Source organism: Streptomyces sp. SLBN-118 (assembly GCF_006715635.1).
Taxonomy (GTDB): domain Bacteria; phylum Actinomycetota; class Actinomycetes; order Streptomycetales; family Streptomycetaceae; genus Streptomyces.
In genome coordinates, this window is record NZ_VFNP01000001.1 from 3,863,308 (window position 1) to 3,885,245 (window position 21,938).

Here is a 21,938-nt window from a genome sequence, read left to right on the forward strand (position 1 = left end):
TACAGGTCATGACGTGCTGCCTACCGAGAATCGGCTGAGGCGGCGCGAGGACTTCGCGACCGCGGTACGCCGAGGACGCAGGGCCGGTCGCCCGCTCCTTGTCGTCCATCTACACAGCGGTGCAACGGACCCGCACGCGCCTGGGGAGAGCGCTCCCCCGACGTGTGCGGGTTTCGTCGTAAGCAAGGCCGTCGGCGGCGCAGTCGTCCGCAACAGGGTCAAGCGGAGACTGCGTCACCTGATACGTGAACGACTCACCGAGCTGCCCCCCGGTAGCCTGGTGGTCGTACGGGCGCTGCCCGGCGCGGGCGACGCCTCCTATGAACAGCTGGCCCGAGACCTGGATGCCGCCCTCCAGCGGCTGCTGGGAGGGGGCGCGCGATGAAGTACCCGCTGCTGGCTCTGATCAAGCTGTACCAGTGGACAATCAGCCCGCTGCTGGGCCCCGTCTGCCGGTACTACCCGTCGTGCTCCCACTACGGATACACGGCAATCGACCGCCACGGCGCGGTCAAGGGCACAGTACTGACCGCCTGGCGCATCCTGCGATGCAATCCATGGTCGCCGGGTGGCGTGGATCATGTGCCGCCGCGCAAGCGTCCGCGGTGGCACGAAATGCTGCGTGATGCCTTGCGTGGCAGCAAGGGCGGGCACTCCGCCGCCGATGTGCCTACCCGGGGGTTGACCCCCGAACCCCCGAGTCCGGCAGCAGAGACCTCGCCCAATGCTCAAGGAGCCTGATTAGTGGACACGATTGCCAGTCTCTTCAGCTTTATCACCACACCTGTTTCGTGGGTCATCGTCCAGTTCCACTCGCTGTACGGGGCAATCTTCGGCCCCAACACGGGCTGGGCCTGGGGACTGTCCATCGTGTCGCTGGTGGTCCTTATCCGGATCTGTCTGATCCCGCTCTTTGTGAAGCAGATCAAGTCGACCAGGAACATGCAGGCGCTCCAGCCGAAGATGAAGGCGATCCAGGAGCGCTACAAGAACGACAAGCAGCGTCAGTCCGAAGAGATGATGAAGCTGTACAAGGAGACGGGCACCAACCCGCTCTCCTCGTGCCTTCCGATCCTCGCGCAGTCGCCGTTCTTCTTCGCCCTCTACCACGTGCTCTCCAGCATCGCCTCGGGCAAGACCGTCGGCGTCATCAATGAGTCGCTGCTCGACAGCGCGCGTCAGGCGCACATTTTCGGCGCCCCGCTGGCGGCCAAGTTCACGGACAGCGCGGCGAAGGTCGCTTCCCTCGACGCCTCGCTGGTGGACGTCCGTATCGTCACCGCGGTCATGATCGTCATGATGTCGGCGTCGCAGTTCTACACGCAGCGCCAGCTGATGCAGAAGAACGTCGACCTGACGGTCAAGACGCCGTATATGCAGCAGCAGAAGATGCTCATGTACATCTTCCCGGTCATCTTCGCCGTCATGGGCATCAACTTCCCTGTCGGTGTCCTCGTCTACTGGCTGACCACCAACGTGTGGACCATGGGCCAGCAGATGTACGTGATCAACCAGAACCCGACGCCGGGCAGCAAGGCCCAGGACCAGTACCTGCAGCGGCTGCTGAAGACCGTGGCCGCCCACAGCGAGGTGAAGTCGCGGCGCAAGAAGAATGTGATCCAGGCGATCGTCGCCAAGGGCCCGGACCGCAACGAGAACGAGCGCCGGTTCATCAACGGCCTCTCCAAAGCGGGCTTCGCCGCTCAGGCCGACGGCTCGGTGGTCAAGGGTGACGTCGCTGTGGCCGAGGCCGAGGGCGGTGCCGCTCAGAAGCGGCAGCAGCCCAAGCGTCAGACCAAGGCGAAGCGTCAGTCCGCCAGCGCCCAGCAGAGCGCGCCCAAGAGCACCGAGCCCGCCGACTCGGCCCCGAAGCCTTCGCTGCAGAAGGACACGCCTCAGGGCGCAAAGCCGGGCAAGCCTGCCTCGGGTACCCCACGCCAGCAGCCCAAGTCCGGGCAGCGCAAGGGCCAGCAGCGGCCCAAGCACCCCTCGTCCAAGAAGTAAGCAAGAAGGAGTCCATCCGTGACGGAAGGCACCATCTCCGCCGCCGCCGAGGGTGGCGACACCCTGACCCGCCTCGAGCAGGAAGGGGAGATCGCGGCCGACTACCTCGAGGGTCTGCTCGACATCGCCGATCTCGACGGTGACATCGACATGGACGTCGAGGCCGACCGGGCCGCGGTCTCGATCATCAGTGACTCGGGCAGCCGTGATCTGCAGAAGCTCGTCGGCCGTGACGGCGAGGTCCTGGAGGCACTGCAGGAGCTCACGCGGCTCGCCGTGCACCGGGAGACCGGGGACCGCAGCCGGCTGATGCTGGACATCGCGGGCTTCCGGGCCAAGAAGCGCACCGAACTCGCCGAGCTCGGCGCCAAGGCCGCCGCCGAGGTGAAGAGCACCGGTGAGCCGGTCAAGCTCGACCCGATGACGCCCTTCGAGCGCAAGGTCGTCCACGACGCGGTCGCGGCCGCTGGTCTGCGCAGTGAGTCCGAGGGCGAGGAGCCGCAGCGCTTCGTCGTCGTACTCCCTGCCTGACCTCGATCGTCCCTCGGCCCCGTCTGTTCGCAGGCGGGGCCGATCTTTGTCAGCCTGATAGTCAGCCACCACAGTCCACAGAGCGACACTGCGGTACGGAAGGACGGTTCCCGTGACGGAGGCAGCAGAGCTTCCCCAGGCGCCAGTAGAGGCGCGGACGGTTTTCGGAGACTTCTTTCCGGAGGCCGTGCGGTATGCGGAGCTGCTCGCGGATACCGGAGTGAAGCGTGGACTGATCGGTCCTCGTGAGGTGCCGCGACTGTGGGAACGGCATCTGCTTAACTGCGCCGTCCTCTCTGAGGTTGTGCCGGAGGGCGTCACGGTCTGCGATGTGGGCTCGGGGGCCGGCCTCCCGGGCATTCCTTTGGCACTGGTGCGCCCAGATCTGAAGATCACGCTCCTCGAACCGCTGCTTCGCCGTACGAACTTCCTCCAGGAAGTCGTCGAACTACTGGGCTTGGAGCATGTGACTGTGGTCCGGGGCCGGGCCGAGGAAGTGCTGGGCAAGCTGCCTCCGGTGCATGTGGTGACCGCACGGGCTGTGGCGCCACTGGACCGGCTGGCGGGCTGGGGAGTGCCCCTGCTGCGACCGTACGGAGAAATGCTCGCCCTCAAGGGAGACACTGCCGAGGAGGAGATCCAGGGGGCACGTGCCGCCCTGAGCAAGCTCGGCGTGGTGGAGACCTCGGTCCTGCACGTCGGTGAGGGGATTGTCGATCCCCTGTCGACGGTGGTCCGAGTGGAGGTCGGGGAGAGCCCTGGTGGAGTGCGCTTCGCTGCGAAGCGGGCCAAGGCTGCCAGGACCAGCCGCACTCGTCGGCGTCGCTGATCCATACAGTTCGTACTGCCTATGAGTAATGCTCCATACAAGCTGCCATACGTACGCATTTCGGAGTGTCGTGCGAGCGTAGTCCTGCGGCGCGTGCATCGTGTTTCACGTGAAACGTCGCTCACTGCTGCAGGGAATCATCAGTCGCGGCCGTGCTGCCGCCCCGATGCGGGACCGTAAGCCCCTCGTGAGGGCCACGGAGTTGTCCACAGAGGTGGATTCACCCACAGAACCACCTGCCTCGCTGGTTCACGACCCCGAAAGCATGGCAGGCTCTGTTCATCGCGAGCCTGAAGTCGAGGAGAGTGAATCCTTGCGGTCCGACGCCAACATCGCGGGACCGATGACCGACCCGGTCCCCGGTCCCCGTACTGAGTCACCGGGGGAGGATGTTTCACGTGAAACACCGCCCCCGATGGACGACACCCCCATCGGCCGTGCTGCCCAGCTGGCCGTGGAGGCGCTGGGGCGTGCCGGCGAGGGTCTGCCCCGACCTGAGCAGACACGCGTCATGGTTGTCGCCAACCAGAAGGGCGGTGTAGGGAAGACCACCACCACGGTCAACCTCGCCGCTTCGCTCGCCCTCCATGGCGCGCGTGTACTGGTTGTCGATCTGGATCCACAGGGCAACGCCTCCACGGCGCTGGGGATCGATCACCACGCCGAAGTTCCTTCGATCTATGACGTCCTGGTGGAGAGCAAGCCGCTCTCCGAGGTGGTCCAGCCGGTCCCGGACGTCGAAGGTCTCTTCTGCGCTCCCGCCACCATCGATCTCGCCGGTGCGGAGATCGAGCTGGTGTCGCTGGTGGCGCGGGAGAGCCGACTGCAGCGAGCCATCCAGGCCTATGAGCAGCCACTGGACTACATCCTCATCGACTGCCCGCCCTCGCTCGGTCTGCTGACCGTCAACGCGCTGGTCGCCGGTGCGGAGGTGCTGATCCCCATCCAGTGCGAGTACTACGCGCTGGAAGGTCTGGGGCAGCTGCTGAGGAACGTGGACCTGGTGCGCGGGCATCTCAACCCGACCCTGCATGTGTCGACGATTCTGCTGACCATGTACGACGGCAGAACCCGGCTTGCCTCACAGGTGGCGGACGAAGTGCGCAGCCACTTCGGCGAGGAGGTGCTCCGTACGAGCATCCCGCGCTCGGTGCGTATTTCGGAGGCCCCCAGCTATGGGCAAACCGTGCTGACCTACGATCCAGGTTCCAGTGGATCCTTGTCCTACCTCGAAGCGGCTCGCGAGATCGCGCTGAGAGGGGTCGGGATCCACTACGACCCGCAGCATGCCCACGCGGTCGGCCAGAACAGCCAGCAGAACATTTCGGAGGGGATCCAGTGAGCGAGCGACGTAGAGGATTGGGGCGTGGGCTCGGTGCGCTGATCCCTGCCGCTCCCCAGGAGAAGCAGGCGCCCTCTGCCGGGGCTTCGAGCTCTCCGGGAGTGGCCCCGGTGCTGACCGCGGAGCGGGGTGTTGCGGCCGCCAAGGTGGCGACGCTGCCTTCGGCCGCCGTTGCGCCGGATTCGATCATGCCGGCACCGGAGCCGGATGCCGTACCGCAGCCCGCGGAGCCGGCCGGGGCGCACTTCGCCGAGCTGCCTCTTGATGCCATTACGCCCAACCCGCGTCAGCCGCGTGAGGTTTTCGACGAGGACGCTCTCGCGGAGCTGGTCACTTCTATCAAGGAAGTGGGTCTTCTCCAGCCCGTCGTGGTGCGGCAGTTGAGTGCGGATCGCTACGAGCTCATCATGGGCGAGCGCCGCTGGAGGGCCTGCCGTGAGGCCGGTCTGGAGCGGATTCCTGCGATCGTTCGGGACACGGACGATGAGAAGCTCCTTCTGGATGCGCTGCTGGAGAACCTTCACCGCGCGCAGCTGAACCCGCTGGAAGAGGCTGCCGCCTACGACCAGCTGCTCAAGGACTTCAACTGCACCCACGACCAGTTGGCCGACCGGATCGGACGCTCGCGTCCTCAGGTGTCCAACACTCTGCGCCTGCTGCGTCTGTCGCCTCCCGTTCAGCGCAGGGTCGCTGCCGGGGTGCTCTCGGCCGGTCATGCGAGGGCTCTGCTCTCGGTGGAGGACTCCGAGGAGCAGGACAGGCTTGCGCATCGGATCGTTGCCGAGGGGCTCTCTGTCCGGGCGGTCGAGGAGATCGTCACGCTGATCAACTCGAGCCCCAAAAGCACGACCAAGCCGAAGAGCCCGCGGGCAGGAGCGCGGCTGTCGCCGGCGCTCACCGATCTCGCATCGCGGCTCTCCGACCGTTTCGAGACCCGGGTAAAGGTTGACCTCGGTCAGAAGAAGGGAAAGATCGTCGTCGAGTTCGCCTCGATAGACGATCTGGAGCGCATCCTCGGCACCCTTGCCCCCGGTGAGGGACGAGTTCTGGAGAAGAGCCTCGCCGAGGAGCCGGGTGAGGACGACGAAGGCTGAGGCTCTCGCCAATCGGGTAAAGGGCGGGCCATGTTCCGGCGGGTTGACCGGACATGGCCCGCCCTTTGCTGTAGGCCTGTATCCGTGTCAGGGCTGGGTGGATACGATGCGTTCTGGTATGGCGCATCCACCTTGATCCACCTCAGAGGGAGGGCGGGGGTCATGCGAACGGTGAGCCGCAGCCAACTGGTGACAGCGGGCTTGAGCCTGGGAGCAGTGGGAGGCTTTATCAGCAGCCTGCTCCAGGAGCGGAGCGCGCTGGCAGCCGCTCGTAGCGCGGCGGGTGAAGGAAGCGAGGAACAGCCTTCATGGGGCGTCGGCTTGTACCGCTCACGCTGGACAACCTTTCGGACCTCCCCAAGCGTTGTCGTGCGTGTGTCTTCTGGGAGCTTGATCCGGTCAGCGGGGAAGCCGCGGTAAAGGCGGGTACTCCTGAGCTGGAGAAGGAGGCCTGGATCTCGGCCGTGCTGCTGGAGTGGGGCTCCTGCGGGCGAGTCGTCTACGTCGACGAGGTTCCGGTCGGCTTCGTCCTGTACGCGCCACCGGCCTATGTGCCGCGTTCGACCGCCTTCCCCACCAGTCCGGTCTCACCGGACGCGGTCCAGCTGATGACGGCCTGGATCAGTCCTGGCTATCAAGGGCAAGGACTCGGCCGGGTCATCGTGCAGACCGTGGCCAAGGATCTGCTGCGGCGGGGCTTCCGTGCGATCGAGGCATTCGGAGATGCGCGCTGGAAGGAGCCCGCCTGCGTACTGCCCGCCGACCATCTTCTGGCAGTCGGCTTCAAGACGGTGCGGCCGCATCCGACGTATCCCCGCCTGAGGCTGGAGCTGCGGACGACGCTCTCCTGGAAGGAAGATGTCGAGCTGGCTCTGGACCGTCTGCTCGGAGCTGTGCAGAAGGAGCCTGTCCTCCGGCCGCTATGACCGCGCACGCGAACATGGGCCCATCCCCGACTGGGGATGGGCCCATGCGTGTTTCACGTGAAACAGCGGCGCTGTGACTGCTCGCCGACTACTCGCCGATGAAGCCCTCGAGGTCCCGCACGATGGCAGCCTTCGGCTTGGCACCGACGATGGTCTTGGCGACTTCGCCGTTCTGGTACACGTTCAGCGTCGGGATGGACATGACGCCGTACTTGGCGGCAGTGGCCGGGTTCTCGTCGATGTTGAGCTTCACGATCTCGATCTTGTCGCCGTGCTCGGCCGCGATGGCTTCGAGGGACGGCGCGATCTGGCGGCACGGTCCGCACCAGGCGGCCCAGAAGTCCACCAGTACGGGCTTGTCGCTCTTGAGGACATCCTCTTCGAAGGTGTCGTCGGTCACGTTCTTCAGGGCGCCGGCCACGGCGGCCTCCTTACTACTTTGCGGGCTATGAGGGGGATGAGGTGTAGAGGGTCAGACCGCGGAGGTCTTCTCCGGCTCAGCGGCCTTCTCACCGTCGGCAAGAGCGGCGAGGTATCGCTCGGCGTCGAGTGCGGCCGAGCAGCCGGTGCCGGCCGCAGTGATGGCCTGGCGGTAGGTGTGGTCGACGACGTCACCCGCAGCGAAGACACCGGTCAGGTTGGTGAGCGTCGACGGCGCCTTCACCTTCAGGTAGCCCTCGTCGTCCTGCTCGAGCTGGCCCTTGAAGAGCTCGGTGCGCGGGTCATGGCCAACGGCGATGAAAAGCCCGGTGACAGCGAGCTCAGAGGTCTCGCCGGTCTTGGTGTTGCGCAGCGTCAGACCGGAAAGCTTCTGCTCGCCGTGGATCACCGCGACTTCGCTGTCCCAGGCGAAGGAAATCTTCGGATCGGCGAAGGCACGGTCCTGCATGGCCTTGGAGGCCCGCAGGGTGTCACGCCGGTGGACAACGGTGACGCTCTTGGCGAACCGCGAGAGGAAGGTCGCCTCCTCCATCGCGGTGTCGCCGCCGCCGATGACGGCGATGTCCTGGTCCTTGAAGAAGAACCCGTCACACGTCGCACACCAGGAGACGCCGCGCCCGGAAAGCGCGTCCTCGTTCGGAAGGCCGAGCTTGCGGTGCTGGGAGCCGGTGGTGACGATGACGGCCTTGGCCCGGTGGACGGTGCCCGCTGTGTCGGTGACGGTCTTGATCTCGCCGCTGAGGTCGACGGAAACAACGTCGTCCGGGACCAGCTCGGCGCCGAAGCGCTCGGCCTGCGCACGCATGTTGTCCATCAGGTCCGGACCCATGATGCCGTCGCGGAAGCCGGGGAAGTTTTCCACCTCGGTCGTGGTCATCAGTGCACCGCCGGCGGTGACGGCTCCCTCGAAGACCAGCGGCTGCAGCGAAGCGCGCGCGGTGTAAAGCGCCGCCGTGTAGCCGGCCGGCCCGGAGCCGATGATGATCACGTTACGGACGTCGCTCACGGGTTTCTTCCTCGTCTCTGCGGACTAACCGCTGCCTACCGGGAGTGGGTCTAGGACTCTCTTCCCACCCAACGGATCCTACGGGGCCTGCATTCCCGTGATGCTCGCGCGGCGCGGCGGCATGTGTCAGCGCAGAGGGTACGAGTTGGTGAGCAAGAGCTTCCCACTGGATGCGGGCGCGGACTCGACGCAGGCCGCATCGATCACATACGCCTGGACCTGCCCGTTGTCCGTGGAGTGCGGCAGTACGACGAGGTACGCGTCGTCACCCTTGTACTCGCCCTTTTCGACGGCGATCGGGGCATCGGTGCGGCCGGTGCCCTTCTGGATACAGGGCGGCACAGCCACGGTCGGCTTCTGCCCGGGCGAAAGGGTCTTGGGCTCGCTGTTGACCGATGGCCCCTTCTCGATCCGCGGCTCCGGTTGATTTGAGCCGACTGTGAGCAGTGCCAGGACATGGCCCTTGAGGTCGGAGCCCGAGAAGTCCTGAGCGTCGCCCTCGGCGGCGCTGACGCTCGCATCCTTCGTTGAAGAGTCGGCGTCGTTGACGCTGGTGGACTGCAGCGACTGGAGAAGCAGGACGCTCATACCGATTGCGGCTGCGCCGAACACTGCGCCGAGGACGGCTTTGCGCCGTCGCCCTCCGCGTCGGCTGCGTCCGGGTCCCGTTGCACCGCGCGGGCGTCCCGAGGGGCGGTCGGCGGGAGTGGTCTCGGCCGGCTGAGGGGCGGGCGCTGTTTCACGTGAAACATGGGCCGGCTCTTCGGGCGTGGTGGAGTCCAGGAGTGCCTCGGCGGCCAGAGCGGCGTCGATGCGGCCGACGATGTCGGCGGGCATCCGATGGGCGCCCGGCAGTGTTCCGAGCAGTCCGCGGATTTCCTGGAGGGACGCGCGTACGTCGGCGCACAAGGGGCAGCCGTCCAGGTGCTCACGCACATCGGCTGTACGGGACTGGGGAAGCAGGCCCTCGGCGAGGTCGGAGATTTCCGAGACGTCCGGGTGCCGACTCGTGTCGGTCGTCGATGTCACGTGCGCCCACCTCCGCCCTTCACAGCTGCAGGGTCATTCGGCCCTGCGTCCCTTTGTCCCGACGCCGGTGGGACGGATGTCCCCGGCGTCCGGTTCCTTCCCCCGTCGAGCTCGGTGTTATCCCCGGCATCACCGCGCAGATGAGTGAGCATCGGCAACAGCCGTGCCCGACCGCGAGCACACCGGCTTTTCACGGTTCCGGTCGGTACATCGAGGACACGGGCCGCCTCCGCGACCGGATAGCCCTGCATGTCCACCAGCACCAGTGCTGCCCGCTGATCCACGGGCAGTTTCGCCAGCGCCGCGAGGAGCTCGCGATGCAGATCCTGTCTCTCCGCCGGGGCCTCGGCGGACTCATGAGGCTCGAGGAGCTGCTCCAGGCGCTCTGTGTCGTCGACGGGGGAGGTCTTGCGTGAGGCCGCCTTGCGGGCCCGGTCGAGACAGGCGTTCACGGTGATGCGATGAAGCCAGGTGGTGACGGCGGACTGGCCCCTGAACGTATGGGCGGCCCGGAAGGCGGACACCAGAGCGTCCTGGACAGCGTCGGCGGCTTCCTCCCGGTCTCCCAGGGTGCGCAGGGCGACGGCCCAGAGCCTGTCGCGGTGGCGGCGTACCAGCTCACCGAAGGCGTCCGGGTCCCCCGCGACGTGGCGGGCCAGAAGGTCCTGGTCGCTTGTGTCGCCGAGTGTCGCGTCATCCAACGGTGAGCCCCCTCCCTTGGTGCCGTCAGCTGGTGATCTTGATCTCCGAGACCTTGCCCCGCCATTTTCCGTCGTCGCCGGACGGCGGGAGTTTGGTCAGCCAGAGCAGAACGTATCGCGCCTGTACCGCCTTGGCGGGCTTGAGGGACACGTTCGTACCGGTTCCCACGGTCAGCTTGTGGAAGCCGTCGAAGGTCGTGGGCTCCGACGGCGCATCCTCGGGAGCGGCGAGCAGTTGCACTGATGTGTCGCCACCGAGGAAGGAGACGTCCACGGTGCCTACCTGCTGGGCCTTACCCAGGTCCAGAACAATGCCGACGCCGGACTTCAGCCGCCCGAAGTCCGCGCTGAGGTATCCGTCGGTGTTCCAGGACGTGCTCGGGTCGCCGTCGTAGCTGTTCTTTATGCCGGCGGGCTTCTCGGAGCGGTCCTGGCCGAAGGGGTCGAAGTCATGCGCGTCGTCAATGGCGACCGGCTTACCGGACGTGTCCTCGGCGTTCTTCTCGCCGCTGTTCGACTGCGAGGTGCCAGGGTCGACCGGGTCCCTGTCGCGGTCGATCAGCTTGTCGGCAATCTGCCAGCTGCCCAGCCCCAGCGCGGCGATGAGCAACGCGGCCACGGTCCACTTGAGGACCTTGCCCGTGCGGCTCTGGAGCGGTGGCGGCGGGGCAGCCACCTGCTGGGTTGCCGCCGGTCCGGGACCGGGCGCAGGGCGGCCGTAAGCGCCCTGCTGGTACGTGGTCCGCTGGTATTCAGGCGGGGAGGTGAACGCGGGCTCCGGCGGGCGGATGCGGGGCATCGCCGCGACGGCCTTGGCAAGTTCGTCCGGTGTGGTGCAGGGCGGCTCCTGCCGGGAGGCCGTGGCGCCGTCGTTGACCAGTGCGCGCATGGCGAGTTCGGAGAGCCCGCGGTGCACGCCGGCCCGTACCTGGTCGGGGGCGATGAGCCCGACGCCCTTGGGCAGCCCGGAGAGACCGTACGCGTCGTTCTCGTACGGCCACCGCTGGGTCAGCGCCGCGTACAACAGGGCGCCGATGGCTTCGGTGTCGGCGCGCTGAGGTCCGTCGGCCGTGATTCCGCGGAGGGCGGCATTCACGGCGAGGCCGCGGATCCTGTACTGCCCGGTCGACGTCCGCAGCACCGCTCCGGGGGTGAGCCTGAGGTGAGCCAGTCCCTCTCTGTGGGCCGCGGCCATGGCCTGGGCCAGCTGATCGACGAGCTGGTAGGCGTCGTGTGGCTCCATGGGCCCCATGGCGAGCAGAGCGGTGAGCTCGGTCGCGTCCGGCAGCCACTCATGGACGACATAGACGAGGTCGTTCTCCTCGACGGCGTCGAGGACCTGTACGAAGCGCGGGTCACCGAGAAGTGCCGAGGAGCGGGCCGCCGCGAGTACGGAACGGGCCCGAGGGTGGTCGGCAGGGAGCAGATGCACGCCGACGGCGCGGCGCAGTTTCTCGTCGACCGCACGCCAGCTGCTGAAACCGTCCAGACGGGTGACGCACTCTTCGAGTCGGTAGCGTCTGGCGAGTTTGTGACCACTGTGCAGTTCGGGCGTGGCGATGGTGGGTTCGGTGCCCTGCCGTTCGCTGTCCGTGTCCGGTGCGGTCTTCTCCGCCGTGTCCTGGGATTCCGCCGCCCCGTCGGTCGTGGCCTTGCCCGCCTTCGCGGTCAGCGGATCATCTCCGCTGTTGTCGGCCACGTCGACGGCAGCCGTGCTACGTTCCGCCACCGTCGTTCCTGCCTCCCCATCCGTTGCGCATATCCAACAGCCATGCCAATTGTGCCCACAGTCGGCCGCTATGCACGACACACAACGACCGGCGATGGTTGTGCGGCGCGCTCGTCTTCCTAGCGTCCGAGGCGCCCGCGCACCATGCCGACCATGGCGTTCAGTTCATCGATACGCATCCGCTTCGCCGCGACGAAGAAGACGCCAAGCAACACGATTCCGCCGCCGACCAGCGCGACGAGCGAACCCAGCGCCCCGCTGCCGAGCCCCTTGAGGACGACGTACGCGACCGCGCCTCCGGCCGCCGCGGCGGGGACGGAAGCCATGCACAGGCGTGCGTACGTACGCATGACATGGGCGCCGTCCAGATCGCCGCCGAGGCGGTTCTTCAGCCGGCGCCAGGCGATGCCCACGCCGACCGCGTAGGCGAGACCGTAGGCGGCGCCCATGCCGACTACTGCCCACTGGGCGGGCAGGAGCGCGTAACAGAGCGCCGATGCAGCCGCGTTGACCGCGGCGACGATGACCGTGTTGTAGAAGGGCGTGCGGGTGTCCTCGTACGCGTAGAAGCCGCGCAGCACGACGTACTGCACGGAGTACGGGATGAGACCGAGACCGAACGCCATAAGGATGAAGCCCATGCCCCGGGCCGCCTCGAGGCCGCTCGAGGAGAACAGCAGCGTGGACATCGGGAGGCCGAGCGCCAGAAAGGCGAAGGCGACCGGGACGATCGCGACCGCGGAGTTGCGCAGCCCCTGGGAGATGTCGTCGCGTACGGCGCCCGGGTCGTTGTCGTGTGCGGCGCGAGAGATACGGGGCAGGAGGGCGGCCATGACCGAGACCGTGATGATGGCCTGCGGCATGCCCCAGATCAACTGCGCGTTGGTGTAGGCGATGAAGCCCGCGCCCTGCCTGCCGGAGGACTCACCGGCAGCGGTGGCCAGCTGCGTGACGACCAGCACACCCGCCTGGTTCGCGAGGACGAACAGCACGGTCCACTTTGCGAGCTTGACCGTCTTGCCGAGGCCGTGGCCCTTCCAGTCGAAGCGTGGGCGGAACCTGAATCCGGTCTCACGCAGGTAAGGGATCATCGCGAGTGCCTGGACGGTAAGGCCGAGCAAGGTGCCGATACCCAGCAGCCGGACACCCTCCGGCGGGATCGACTGGACGCCCATGTGCGACTCGGCGGACGTTCCGTACACCCAGATGAAGAGGCCGAACGTGGTGATCATGACGATGTTGTTCAGGACCGGGGTCCACATCATCGCGCCGAACTTCCCGCGGGCGTTGAGGATTTGGCCCATCACCACGTGTACGCCCATGAAGAAGATCGTGGGCAGGCAGTAGCGGGCGAAGGTGACAGCGACGCTGTTGGCCGCCTCGTCGCCGGCGATGGTGTCCGACATCAGCTGGACCAGCAGGGGGGCCGCGAAGACGGCCACGGCGACGATGGCGGCGAGCGACACCATGACCAGGGTCAGCAGACGATTGGCGTAAGCCACACCGCCGTCCTCGTCGTTCTTCATCGCGCGCACCAGCTGCGGGACGAAGACGGAATTGAGGCCGCCGCCGACGGTGAGGATGTAGATCATCGTCGGCAGGGTGTACGCGACGGTGAAGGTGTCGCCTAGGAGAGCGGCACCGAGAGCCGCTGTGATCACCAGGCTGCGTACGAAACCAGTGAGGCGGGAGACCAGCGTGCCGGCCGCCATGACCGCGCTGGACTTCAGCAGGCCCGAAGCCCGCCCGACGGGCTTCTTGGGGGCGGGTGCCGCCGGGACCGGCTCGGGTTCGGGAGCCGGCCGGCCGGCGTTCTGCTGGTCCCGGAAGAGGTGGGCGAAGGCGTCGGGCTCGGGCTCCTCCTCACCGGCCCGGGTGACCAGGTCGTCCACACCGGTGAACTCGGTGGTCCTGGCGTCGTCCCCGTAGGGTAGGAGGCGGGAGGGACCGGAGGGCTCGGGCGGCGGGGTCTGCGCCCAGATACGAGGGTCCGGAGCGTGCTGGGGGCTGGGCGGCTGCTGGTAGAGCGGCTGAGACTCCTGGTACGTGCCTGGAGGCGGCGGAGGGTGCGAGGCGCGGTCGTAGAGGGCCTCGGCCACCGGGTCCTGTGCGGACAGGTCCTGTGCCTGGTAGGGATCGGGAGCGTAGGCGTCCTGGAGGTACGGGTCCTGTGAGTACGGGTCGGGGGCGGGCTGGGCTGCCGGGTCTGAGCCCGGGCCCTGACCGCGGTCACCGTCGTACGGCGCGTTCATTGCTACCCCACCTCATCGTCCCCGGCCGGCCGGCCACGACATCGCTCAACGGTCCACTTTCTCACCCGTGCCCGACGGGTCACCGCTTTCGGGTCCGGTGTCCGGTGTCAGGTCACTCGGCTGCCCGGGATCGGGGCTGTCGATGCCTCCTCGGCCCGAGCCTTCTGCGCCGTCCGCGTGGTCAGAGTCTGCCGAGTCGTCCCCGGCCTCGGAGGACTGGGGTCCCTCCGCGGCCGCCTGGCGGGCAGCAGCCCGCTTGCGCTGGCTGTACATCTTGACCCCTGCGAGGACGAGAAGCAGGACGCCGCCGGCGATGACGAGCATCACAGTGGGGGTGACCTCGGAGACCTTGACCGTGAACATCATGGGGTCGCCATACGGCTTGCCGTCCTCGGTGAAGAGCTGTGCTCTCATCTGGACCGGACCGTTGGCGTTGGCCGCCGCGGCGAACTTCACCGACTGGCTGTGGCCTCCCTCGACCTTGATCGGCTCCTCGGCGATGCCCTTCTCGTTGTCGAGGTTGAGACGGGTGGGATTCTCCGACCTCAGCCGCAGCACCAGGTGGTCGACGCCCTGGACCAGCCGGTTCTGCACCGTGACCGGGATCGTCGCGCTGCGCCCCGAGAGCGTGATGAGCGACTTCTCGACCAGCTGCACTTCGCTGGTGAGGCTCAGCAGATAGCCCTGCACCTGGTCGCGGTACAACTGGGCCTCCGCCCGGTTGCCCCGCCATGAGGTGGACATCTCCCGGTCGATCGCCCTGCCGAAGGGGGTCTCCACCCGGTCCTTGGCAGTGAGGATGACCTTGAAGTTGTCGAGGGTGTTCTGCGTGGCTCTGATGTCCTGGAACGCCCCGACCGGCAGCTCGTACTTGCGCAGCCGATCGGGATAGCGGGACGTGGCCGGGATCTTGGTCGTGGCGTCCGCGTCGGGAGTGGCACCTGCGGCCGCGACCAGATCGAGCGGCTGCGTCCAGCGCTGAGCGTTCAGTGCCTGGAGCGCGCGTGCCATGGACTGGGCCTGGGAGGCGGTCGGCTGGCGTTGGGGGGCGACGACGATGCTCCGCTGCTTGTCCGGATCCTGAAGGGTCAGCGCCAGCGTCTGGGCGAGGAACTTCTGGATGGCGAGCGTGGAGCTCTCCGTGTTGATCATGTCGCCCTGGAAGGCAGTGGAGAGCCGGGTGTCGGAGACCACGGCCGTTGTTCCGCCGCCGATCGGGCGCGCGGCGGTGGGCGTGTACGACAGGCTGTCGCTCAGGCTGTCGCTTCGAGCGATCACTTTGTGGGCGCCCGCGGAGGTGGCCACATCCACGATCGACGAGTCGATCGCGCCGTCCACGGGCCAGGCGAAGTCGGTGGACGGCTTCACATGGATGATCGTCTCCACGGTCGTCTCGGCGACTTCGGTGGCAGGCTGCAGATGGCTCAGGGATCCGGAGACGTTCTTGCCCCGATGCGCCAGGGACGCCAGATCCGGGTCGGCGAACGGCAGGGCGACGACCTTGCTGCCCCGGACGGCGGCTTCGACAGAGCTCAGCCAGCGCTTGGCGATCGCCTGGTTCTTGCCGGCGACGGTGGTGCTACCGCTCTTGACCTGATAGCTCCTGGTCATCGCGTCGACCGTGGCCAGCAGGTCCGGATCGATCACCCAGGTGACAGGCAACTGGCTTCCGAGAGCGACGAGCTGTTCCAAGCGGCCGCCCGGGGCAAGCTCCTCGGCCAGCGTCTCGTCCTCGAAGACAGGGGTCTGCTGCTCGTCCGACCCGGTCTCCGAGGTGAGATGGGTCGAGGAAATCAGCGGCCAGAGATAGGTGAGCTGGGTCCTCTTCTCGGTCGCGTCGGGCTGCCAGGGCAGGAAGGTCCGCTCAACGCCCAGCACCTGCTCGAACGGCTGGGCAGCCGTCTGGCCCGAGAGGTAGACGCCGAGCTGGTAGACACCGTCGTCGTCGAGGTTCAGCTCACTGACCGGGACACGGAGTGTGAAGTCCCTGCCGACGCCGGAGATTAGCTTCGGCAGCTTGATCGTGTACTTGTCGTCGACCTTTGAGGCATCGAGGTCAGCCGCATTGTCCGTTCGCTCGGCGGCGCGGTCCACGGCGATCCTGCCGGACAGCGCCGGTCCGACCCGTAGATCGATCTCGGCGTCGGTGACGGTCTGCTTGCCCTTGTTGATCACCGTGCCGGAGATCGCGAGCGTGTCGCTCTTGCCGGGGGTGGCCGGCGTAAGAGTGTCGAGAGACACATCGACCCCGTGGGACCCGGAGGCGCTCTCGGCGGCCTGTGCGGCCGGTGTGACGGGACCGCACAGCAGTCCGGCCACAAGCGGTGCGCCCAGGAGCAGGGAGGCTGTGCGGCGCAGCCACCGGCGGGCAGGAGAGGGACTCATCCCCTGGAAGTCTGCCGCCTCGGCCACGCGCTTGCCCGTCCCTTGTCGTCTGCTGCCGGTGGTGGTTCTCGGTTCCTGCGTCCACGCATGGTAACGAGGTGCGCCGTGTCGAAGTGCCGCGGAGTGCTCCACAAGATCGGACGAGCCTTCGGGCGGCAATAAACCGGGACGCTCCGGCCGGCCGGGGCACGTACCCTTTTCTGTTGTGCCGAACGCCAATGAAGACAACCCCACTGCACTGAGTCAGGTGCAGCGCCGCGCGGTGAGCGAACTGCTGCGGGTGTCCCCTGTCGCCGACGACCTTGCCCGCCGCTTCAAGGAGGCCGGGTTCAGTCTTGCCCTGGTCGGCGGCTCGGTCCGGGATGCGCTGCTCGGCCGGCTCGGCAATGACCTGGATTTCACGACCGACGCCCGCCCCGAGGACGTACTCAAGATCATCCGGCCGTGGGCCGACACCGTGTGGGAAGTCGGGATCGCCTTCGGCACGGTGGGCTGCCAGAAGCAGGGCTACCAGATCGAGGTCACCACGTACCGCTCCGAGGCGTACGACAGGACGTCACGCAAGCCCGAGGTGTCATACGGCGACTCGATCGAGGAAGACCTCATACGGCGCGATTTCAGCGTGAACGCGATGGCCGTGGCGCTGCCGGAGAAGGAGTTCATCGATCCGCACGGGGGCCTGGAGGATCTCTCCGAACGCGTCCTGAGGACTCCCGGTACGCCCGAGGAATCCTTCTCCGACGATCCGCTGCGCATGATGCGGGCCGCTCGCTTTGCCGCGCAGCTGGACTTCGAGGTCGCGCCCGACGTCGTCACCGCGATGAAGGGGATGGCGGAACGCATCGAGATCGTCTCCGCCGAACGCGTGCGCGACGAGCTGAACAAGCTGATCCTCTCCGCCCATCCGCGCAAGGGGCTGGGGCTGCTCGTCGACTCCGGCCTGGCCGACCATGTCCTGCCTGAGCTGCCGGCGCTGCGGCTGGAGAGTGATGAGCACCACCGGCACAAGGATGTGTACGAGCACTCTCTGATCGTCCTGGAACAAGCCATCGACCTGGAGGAGAACGGCCCGGATCTGGTCCTGCGGCTGGCCGCGCTGCTCCACGACATCGGAAAGCCGCGCACCCGGCGTTTCGAGACGGATGGCAGGGTCTCCTTCCATCACCACGAGGTGGTGGGCGCGAAGATGACCAAGAAGCGGATGAGTGCTCTCAAGTACTCCAACGACATGGTCAAGGACGTCTCACGGCTCGTGGAGCTGCATCTGCGGTTCCACGGCTACGGGACCGGCGAGTGGACCGACTCGGCGGTGCGCCGGTACGTACGCGACGCAGGCCCGCTGCTGGACCGGCTCCACAAGCTGACCCGCTCCGACTGCACCACGCGCAATAAGCGCAAGGCGAGTGCCCTGTCCCGGGCCTATGACGGGCTTGAGGAGCGCATCGCCCAGCTGAAGGAGCAGGAGGAGCTGGACGCGATCCGGCCCGATCTGGACGGCAACCAGATCCAGGAGATCCTGGGTGTTGGTCCCGGCCCCGTGATCGGCAAGGCATACGCGTTCCTGCTGGAGCTGCGCCTGGAGAACGGGCCGATGGAGCATGATGCGGCGGTCGCAGCGCTGAAGAAATGGTGGGCGACCGAAGCCGAGCGTGCGCGCTGAGCCTGAATCGGCGCCATGTTTCACGTGAAACATGGCGCCGGATCGACGGGGCGGGGGGCGATGTTTCACGTGAAACATCGCCCCGGCGCGTAGACGCCTGATGGCCGTCAGTGCGTTCTCGTGAGGTTAAGCGCCATGCGCAGGCCGCGACTTCTAGTTGCGAAGCCATTCGGTCGCCGCAAGTTCCTGTGACTTGAGTCATGGTGCGAGGGGGCTGCTGCGGCAGTTGCTCCAATGGGGCAAGGTCTGATCTTGGAATGACCATCCATGGAACTGTTAGGGGGAAGTATGAAGCGATCTCGACCGGCAATTTTGGCGACCATGGGGGCAATAGCTGCCCTGATTGCCTTGCCGACGGACGCGCAAGCGGTGCCCAATAAATGTCTTACGCAGTGGTACAAGACCAGCTACCCGATGTGGACTGAAACCGCATGTGGTGGTGGATCAGGAGAATTTAGGGCCTACGCTAACTGCCGACGCCAAGATGGCAGTACGTATACGAAGTATGACGTTTGGGTTGCCGTCAGAACCTCTACCTCGGCTGCTGCGTGCAAGGGCCATGACTACATGTTCAAGGGGGGCTACCAGACTCGCTAGTGGTCGCGGGTAGCGCCTGGAGAGCGCGGGCCGGTCTTGCTCGGCCCGCGCTTCCGATTTTCAGCGGTGGTGCGCGCGCTATATCACCGCGCCAACACGCCTCCAACGGGCCATCGTTGCCGCCACCGCCGCGTAGATGACCGCCACCACGACCACCAGCTGAACCGACCGGCCGTCAGGGGGCAGCATCAGTGCGGCGATCGCCGCAGCGCCCACGAAGGCGACGTTGAACAGCACGTCGTACAGGGAGAACACCCGGCCGCGGTAGGCGTCGTCCACCGACGTCTGGATCACCGTGTCGGTGGCGATCTTCGCGCCTTGGGTGATGAGCCCCAGGATGAACGCGGCGACCAGTATCGGCCCGGGCTCGAAGGGCAGCCCCAGGGCGGGTTCGAGGACAGCCGCCACTCCCGCGCACGCCACCATCCAGCCGAACTGCCCGAGCCGGCCCACGGCATACGGAGTCACCGCCGCCGCTGCGAAGAATCCGGCGCCGGAGATGAGGACGGCCACACCGAGCAGGGCCAGCCCGTCCGACTGCTTCTCGTACCAGGCGTACCGGCACAGCATCAGCACCATCACGGTCAGGGCGCCGTAGCAGAAGCGCATCAGAGTCATCGCGAACAGCACCTGGGTGGCAGCGCGGCGCTCGATTAGATGCCGCACCCCGCCCGCCAGACCGCGTGCCGTCGATGCCAGGGCGGCACCCAGCCGGGGCTGGACCAACGGCTGGTCGGGGCCGAGCAGTTCACGCGCCATCCGCAGAGAGGCAAGCGCGGAACAGAGATAGAGCACCGCGCCCAGCATCACCACGGCCGCATCGGAGTCCTCGGACACCAGGCGTACCGCGAAGGCCAGTCCGCCGCCGGCGGTCGCCGCGAGTGTGCCCGCTGTCGGTGAGAGGGAGTTGGCCATGACGAGACGGTCCGCGTCGACAACCCGCGGCAGCGCGGCGGAGATACCGGCCAGCACGAAGCGATTGACGGCTGTGACGGAGAGGGCCGAGGCATAGAAGAGCCAGTCGGGTACCGCGAGGAGGATCAGTACCGCGGTGCCGCTCGCGAGAAGGGCCCGCAGGAGATTCCCGTACAGGAAGACCTGTCTGCGCTGCCAGCGGTCCAGCATGACGCCCGCAAAAGGGCCGATCACGGAGTACGGCAGCAGCAGCACGGCCATGGCCGACGCGATGGCGGCGGGCGAGGTCTGTTTCTCCGGGGAGAACACCACGTACGTGGCAAGCGCGACCTGGTAGACGCCGTCGGCCGACTGGGAGAGCAGCCGGACGGTCAGCAGCCGGCGAAAGTCGGCAAGGCGCAGGAGTACGCGCAGATCACGTACGACAGGCATGCGGTCAAGCGTCACACACGCGGAGGGTCCCCGGGTGGATTACCCGGGGACCCTCGGCAGACGATCAGCTGAACGCTTAGCGCTCGACCTCGCCCTTGATGAACTTCTCGACGTTCTCGCGGGCCTCGTCGTCGAAGTACTGGACCGGCGGGGACTTCATGAAGTACGAGGACGCGGAGAGGATCGGGCCGCCGATCCCGCGGTCCTTGGCGATCTTCGCGGCGCGCACGGCGTCGATGATGATGCCCGCGGAGTTCGGGGAGTCCCAGACCTCGAGCTTGTACTCGAGGTTCAGCGGGACCTCACCGAAGGCACGGCCCTCGAGGCGGACGTACGCCCACTTGCGGTCGTCGAGCCATGCCACGTAGTCGGACGGACCGATGTGGACGTTGTCCTCGCCCATCTCGCGGTCGCGGATCTGCGAGGTGACGGCCTGCGTCTTGGAGATCTTCTTGGACTCAAGGCGCTCGCGCTCGAGCATGTTCTTGAAGTCCATGTTGCCGCCGACGTTCAGCTGCATCGTGCGGTCCAGGATGACGCCCCGGTCCTCGAAGAGCTTCGCCATCACGCGGTGCGTGATGGTTGCGCCGACCTGGGACTTGATGTCGTCGCCGACGATCGGGACGCCCGCCTCGGTGAACTTGTCCGCCCACTCCTTGGTACCGGCGATGAAGACCGGGAGGGCGTTGACGAACGCGACCTTGGCGTCGATGGCGCACTGCGCGTAGTACTTCGCAGCGTCCTCGGAGCCGACGGGCAGGTAGCAGACCAGAACGTCGACCTGCTTGTCCTTGAGGATCTGGACGATGTCGACCGGAGCCTCGGCGGACTCCTCGATGGTCTGGCGGTAGTACTTGCCCAGGCCGTCCAGGGTGTGTCCGCGCTGCACGGTGACGCCGGTGTTCGGCACGTCGCAGATCTTGATGGTGTTGTTCTCGCTGGCACCGATGGCGTCCGCCAGGTCGAGGCCGACCTTCTTGGCGTCCACGTCCAGGGCGGCCACGAACTCGATGTCAGAGACGTGGTAGTCGCCGAACTGGACGTGCATCAGACCCGGCACCTTGCCGGCCGGGTCGGCGTCCTTGTAGAACTCGACGCCCTGCACCAGCGAGGCGGCGCAGTTGCCCACGCCGACGATTGCTACGCGAACCGAACCCATTCCGGTTGCTCCCTGTGTGATCTCGGTATTCCGATGAAACCCTGCGGATCGCAGCGCTTCACTTGGCGGTGTCGTCGGACGGATCCGGCGGGGTGGAGCTTCCGGGGGGTGTGCCCCCGGAGGACTCGGCACCCCTGTGCCGGGGCAGGCCGCCCGTCTCTCCAGATGTGTTGTCGTGCCGAGCGGAGCTCTCAGAGGCGGGCTGTCGCTGATCCCGCCCCGCTCGCTCGCTCTCAATGAGCTCGTTCAGCCAGCGCACCTCGCGCTCCACGGATTCCATTCCGTGTCGCTGCAGCTCAAGCGTGTAGTCGTCGAGGCGCTCGCGGGTGCGAGCCAGCGAGGCGCGCATCTTCTCCAAGCGCTCCTCCAGCCGACTGCGGCGGCCCTCAAGCACCCGCATCCGCACCTCGCGCTCCGTCTGCCCGAAGAAGGCGAAACGAGCCGCGAAGTGCTCGTCCTCCCAGGTGTCGGGGCCGGTGTGCGAGAGCAGCTCCTCGAAGTGCTCCTTACCTTCTGCCGTCAACCGGTAGACGATCTTGGCTCGGCGCCCCGCGAGTGAAGCGGCGAGCGCGTCCTCCGGCGCGCTTCCCGGCTCCTCGATCAACCAGCCGTTGGAAACCAGCGTCTTGAGGCAGGGGTAGAGCGTCCCGTAACTGAAGGCCCGGAAGACTCCCAGCGAGGTGTTGAGCCGTTTCCGCAGCTCATACCCGTGCATGGGGGCCTCACGGAGCAGACCGAGCACGGCGAACTCAAGGATGCCGGAGCGTCTGCTCACCGTAGCCTCCCTCGCCGTCCCAGTTGCTTATGCCGTGCTGATGTATCGACTCGATACATCAGCACGATAGAACGGCGTTCCTCCTGCGACAAGTGGGGCCATGGTGAACGGCATCACATCAGCAATTCATC

19 protein-coding genes are annotated in these 21,938 nt (G+C 66.8%); 9 read left to right on the forward strand and 10 right to left on the reverse strand.

What is annotated here, in order from left to right:
* Positions 1-13: 13 nt before the first annotated feature.
* From rnpA to FBY35_RS17735, 8 genes are all read left to right on the forward strand, one after another.
* Positions 14-385 carry a ribonuclease P protein component gene (rnpA, locus tag FBY35_RS17700; RefSeq protein WP_142214719.1) on the forward strand — a complete coding sequence of 124 codons (372 nt, stop codon included), beginning with the start codon at positions 14-16 and terminating at the stop codon, positions 383-385.
* Complete coding sequence (gene yidD, locus FBY35_RS17705; RefSeq protein ID WP_142214720.1) at positions 382-741, forward strand: membrane protein insertion efficiency factor YidD; 360 nt, start codon at positions 382-384, stop codon at positions 739-741. The genes rnpA and yidD overlap by 4 nt, the downstream gene beginning before the upstream one ends.
* A 3-nt stretch (positions 742-744) precedes the next feature.
* On the forward strand, positions 745-2,004 hold the full coding sequence (gene yidC / locus FBY35_RS17710) for a membrane protein insertase YidC (RefSeq protein ID WP_142214721.1): 1,260 nt from the start codon (positions 745-747) through the stop codon (positions 2,002-2,004).
* Positions 2,005-2,022: 18 nt separating this feature from the next.
* Positions 2,023-2,535, forward strand: a complete 513-nt coding sequence (locus FBY35_RS17715) for a R3H domain-containing nucleic acid-binding protein (RefSeq protein ID WP_142214722.1) — start codon at positions 2,023-2,025, stop codon at positions 2,533-2,535.
* A 112-nt stretch (positions 2,536-2,647) separates the two neighbouring features.
* Entirely contained in the window at positions 2,648-3,364 is a 717-nt protein-coding gene (rsmG, locus tag FBY35_RS17720) for a 16S rRNA (guanine(527)-N(7))-methyltransferase RsmG (RefSeq protein WP_142214723.1), read from the forward strand.
* 265 nt (positions 3,365-3,629) lie between these two features.
* On the forward strand, positions 3,630-4,706 hold the full coding sequence (locus FBY35_RS17725; RefSeq protein ID WP_142214724.1) for a ParA family protein: 1,077 nt from the start codon (positions 3,630-3,632) through the stop codon (positions 4,704-4,706).
* Positions 4,703-5,800, forward strand: a complete 1,098-nt coding sequence (locus FBY35_RS17730) for a ParB/RepB/Spo0J family partition protein (RefSeq protein ID WP_142214725.1) — start codon at positions 4,703-4,705, stop codon at positions 5,798-5,800. Before FBY35_RS17725 ends, FBY35_RS17730 begins: the two co-directional genes overlap by 4 nt.
* Before the next feature lie 308 nt (positions 5,801-6,108).
* Positions 6,109-6,726: a GNAT family N-acetyltransferase gene (locus FBY35_RS17735; protein WP_142214726.1), complete on the forward strand. Its 618-nt coding sequence runs from the start codon at positions 6,109-6,111 to the stop codon at positions 6,724-6,726.
* Positions 6,727-6,814: 88 nt separating this feature from the next.
* Here the strand turns inward: FBY35_RS17735 and trxA are convergent, their stop codons facing one another.
* The 7 genes from trxA to FBY35_RS17770 all read right to left on the reverse strand — a co-directional run bounded on the left by trxA (position 6,815) and on the right by FBY35_RS17770 (position 16,296).
* Positions 6,815-7,147 carry a thioredoxin gene (gene trxA / locus FBY35_RS17740; protein WP_142214727.1) on the reverse strand — a complete coding sequence of 111 codons (333 nt, stop codon included), beginning with the start codon at positions 7,145-7,147 and terminating at the stop codon, positions 6,815-6,817.
* Positions 7,148-7,198: 51 nt separating this feature from the next.
* Positions 7,199-8,173: a thioredoxin-disulfide reductase gene (gene trxB, locus FBY35_RS17745; RefSeq protein WP_142214728.1), complete on the reverse strand. Its 975-nt coding sequence runs from the start codon at positions 8,171-8,173 to the stop codon at positions 7,199-7,201.
* A 126-nt stretch (positions 8,174-8,299) separates the two neighbouring features.
* Positions 8,300-9,202: an anti-sigma factor gene (locus tag FBY35_RS17750; RefSeq protein WP_142214729.1), complete on the reverse strand. Its 903-nt coding sequence runs from the start codon at positions 9,200-9,202 to the stop codon at positions 8,300-8,302.
* Positions 9,199-9,903: an RNA polymerase sigma factor SigM gene (gene sigM / locus FBY35_RS17755; protein WP_142214730.1), complete on the reverse strand. Its 705-nt coding sequence runs from the start codon at positions 9,901-9,903 to the stop codon at positions 9,199-9,201. The genes FBY35_RS17750 and sigM overlap by 4 nt, the downstream gene beginning before the upstream one ends.
* 25 nt (positions 9,904-9,928) lie before the next feature.
* Complete coding sequence (locus FBY35_RS17760; protein WP_142214731.1) at positions 9,929-11,632, reverse strand: protein kinase family protein; 1,704 nt, start codon at positions 11,630-11,632, stop codon at positions 9,929-9,931.
* Positions 11,633-11,751: 119 nt separating this feature from the next.
* Positions 11,752-13,884, reverse strand: coding sequence for a murein biosynthesis integral membrane protein MurJ (gene murJ / locus FBY35_RS17765; protein WP_142214732.1), 2,133 nt, complete (start codon positions 13,882-13,884; stop codon positions 11,752-11,754).
* A gap of 45 nt (positions 13,885-13,929) precedes the next feature.
* A complete protein-coding gene (locus tag FBY35_RS17770) occupies positions 13,930-16,296 on the reverse strand; it encodes a DUF6049 family protein (protein WP_142214733.1) in 2,367 nt (788 codons plus the stop codon).
* Positions 16,297-16,474: 178 nt separating this feature from the next.
* On the opposite strand from FBY35_RS17770, the gene FBY35_RS17775 reads away from it, so the two are divergent.
* Entirely contained in the window at positions 16,475-17,929 is a 1,455-nt protein-coding gene (locus tag FBY35_RS17775) for a CCA tRNA nucleotidyltransferase (RefSeq protein WP_142214734.1), read from the forward strand.
* A 675-nt stretch (positions 17,930-18,604) separates the two neighbouring features.
* Here FBY35_RS17775 and FBY35_RS17780 read toward each other — a convergent pair.
* From FBY35_RS17780 to FBY35_RS17790, 3 genes are all read right to left on the reverse strand, one after another.
* Positions 18,605-19,873: an MFS transporter gene (locus tag FBY35_RS17780; protein WP_142214735.1), complete on the reverse strand. Its 1,269-nt coding sequence runs from the start codon at positions 19,871-19,873 to the stop codon at positions 18,605-18,607.
* A 76-nt stretch (positions 19,874-19,949) separates the two neighbouring features.
* On the reverse strand, positions 19,950-21,032 hold the full coding sequence (locus FBY35_RS17785; RefSeq protein ID WP_142214736.1) for an inositol-3-phosphate synthase: 1,083 nt from the start codon (positions 21,030-21,032) through the stop codon (positions 19,950-19,952).
* A 58-nt stretch (positions 21,033-21,090) separates the two neighbouring features.
* Positions 21,091-21,807 carry a PadR family transcriptional regulator gene (locus tag FBY35_RS17790; RefSeq protein ID WP_142214737.1) on the reverse strand — a complete coding sequence of 239 codons (717 nt, stop codon included), beginning with the start codon at positions 21,805-21,807 and terminating at the stop codon, positions 21,091-21,093.
* Positions 21,808-21,938: the final 131 nt, after the last annotated feature.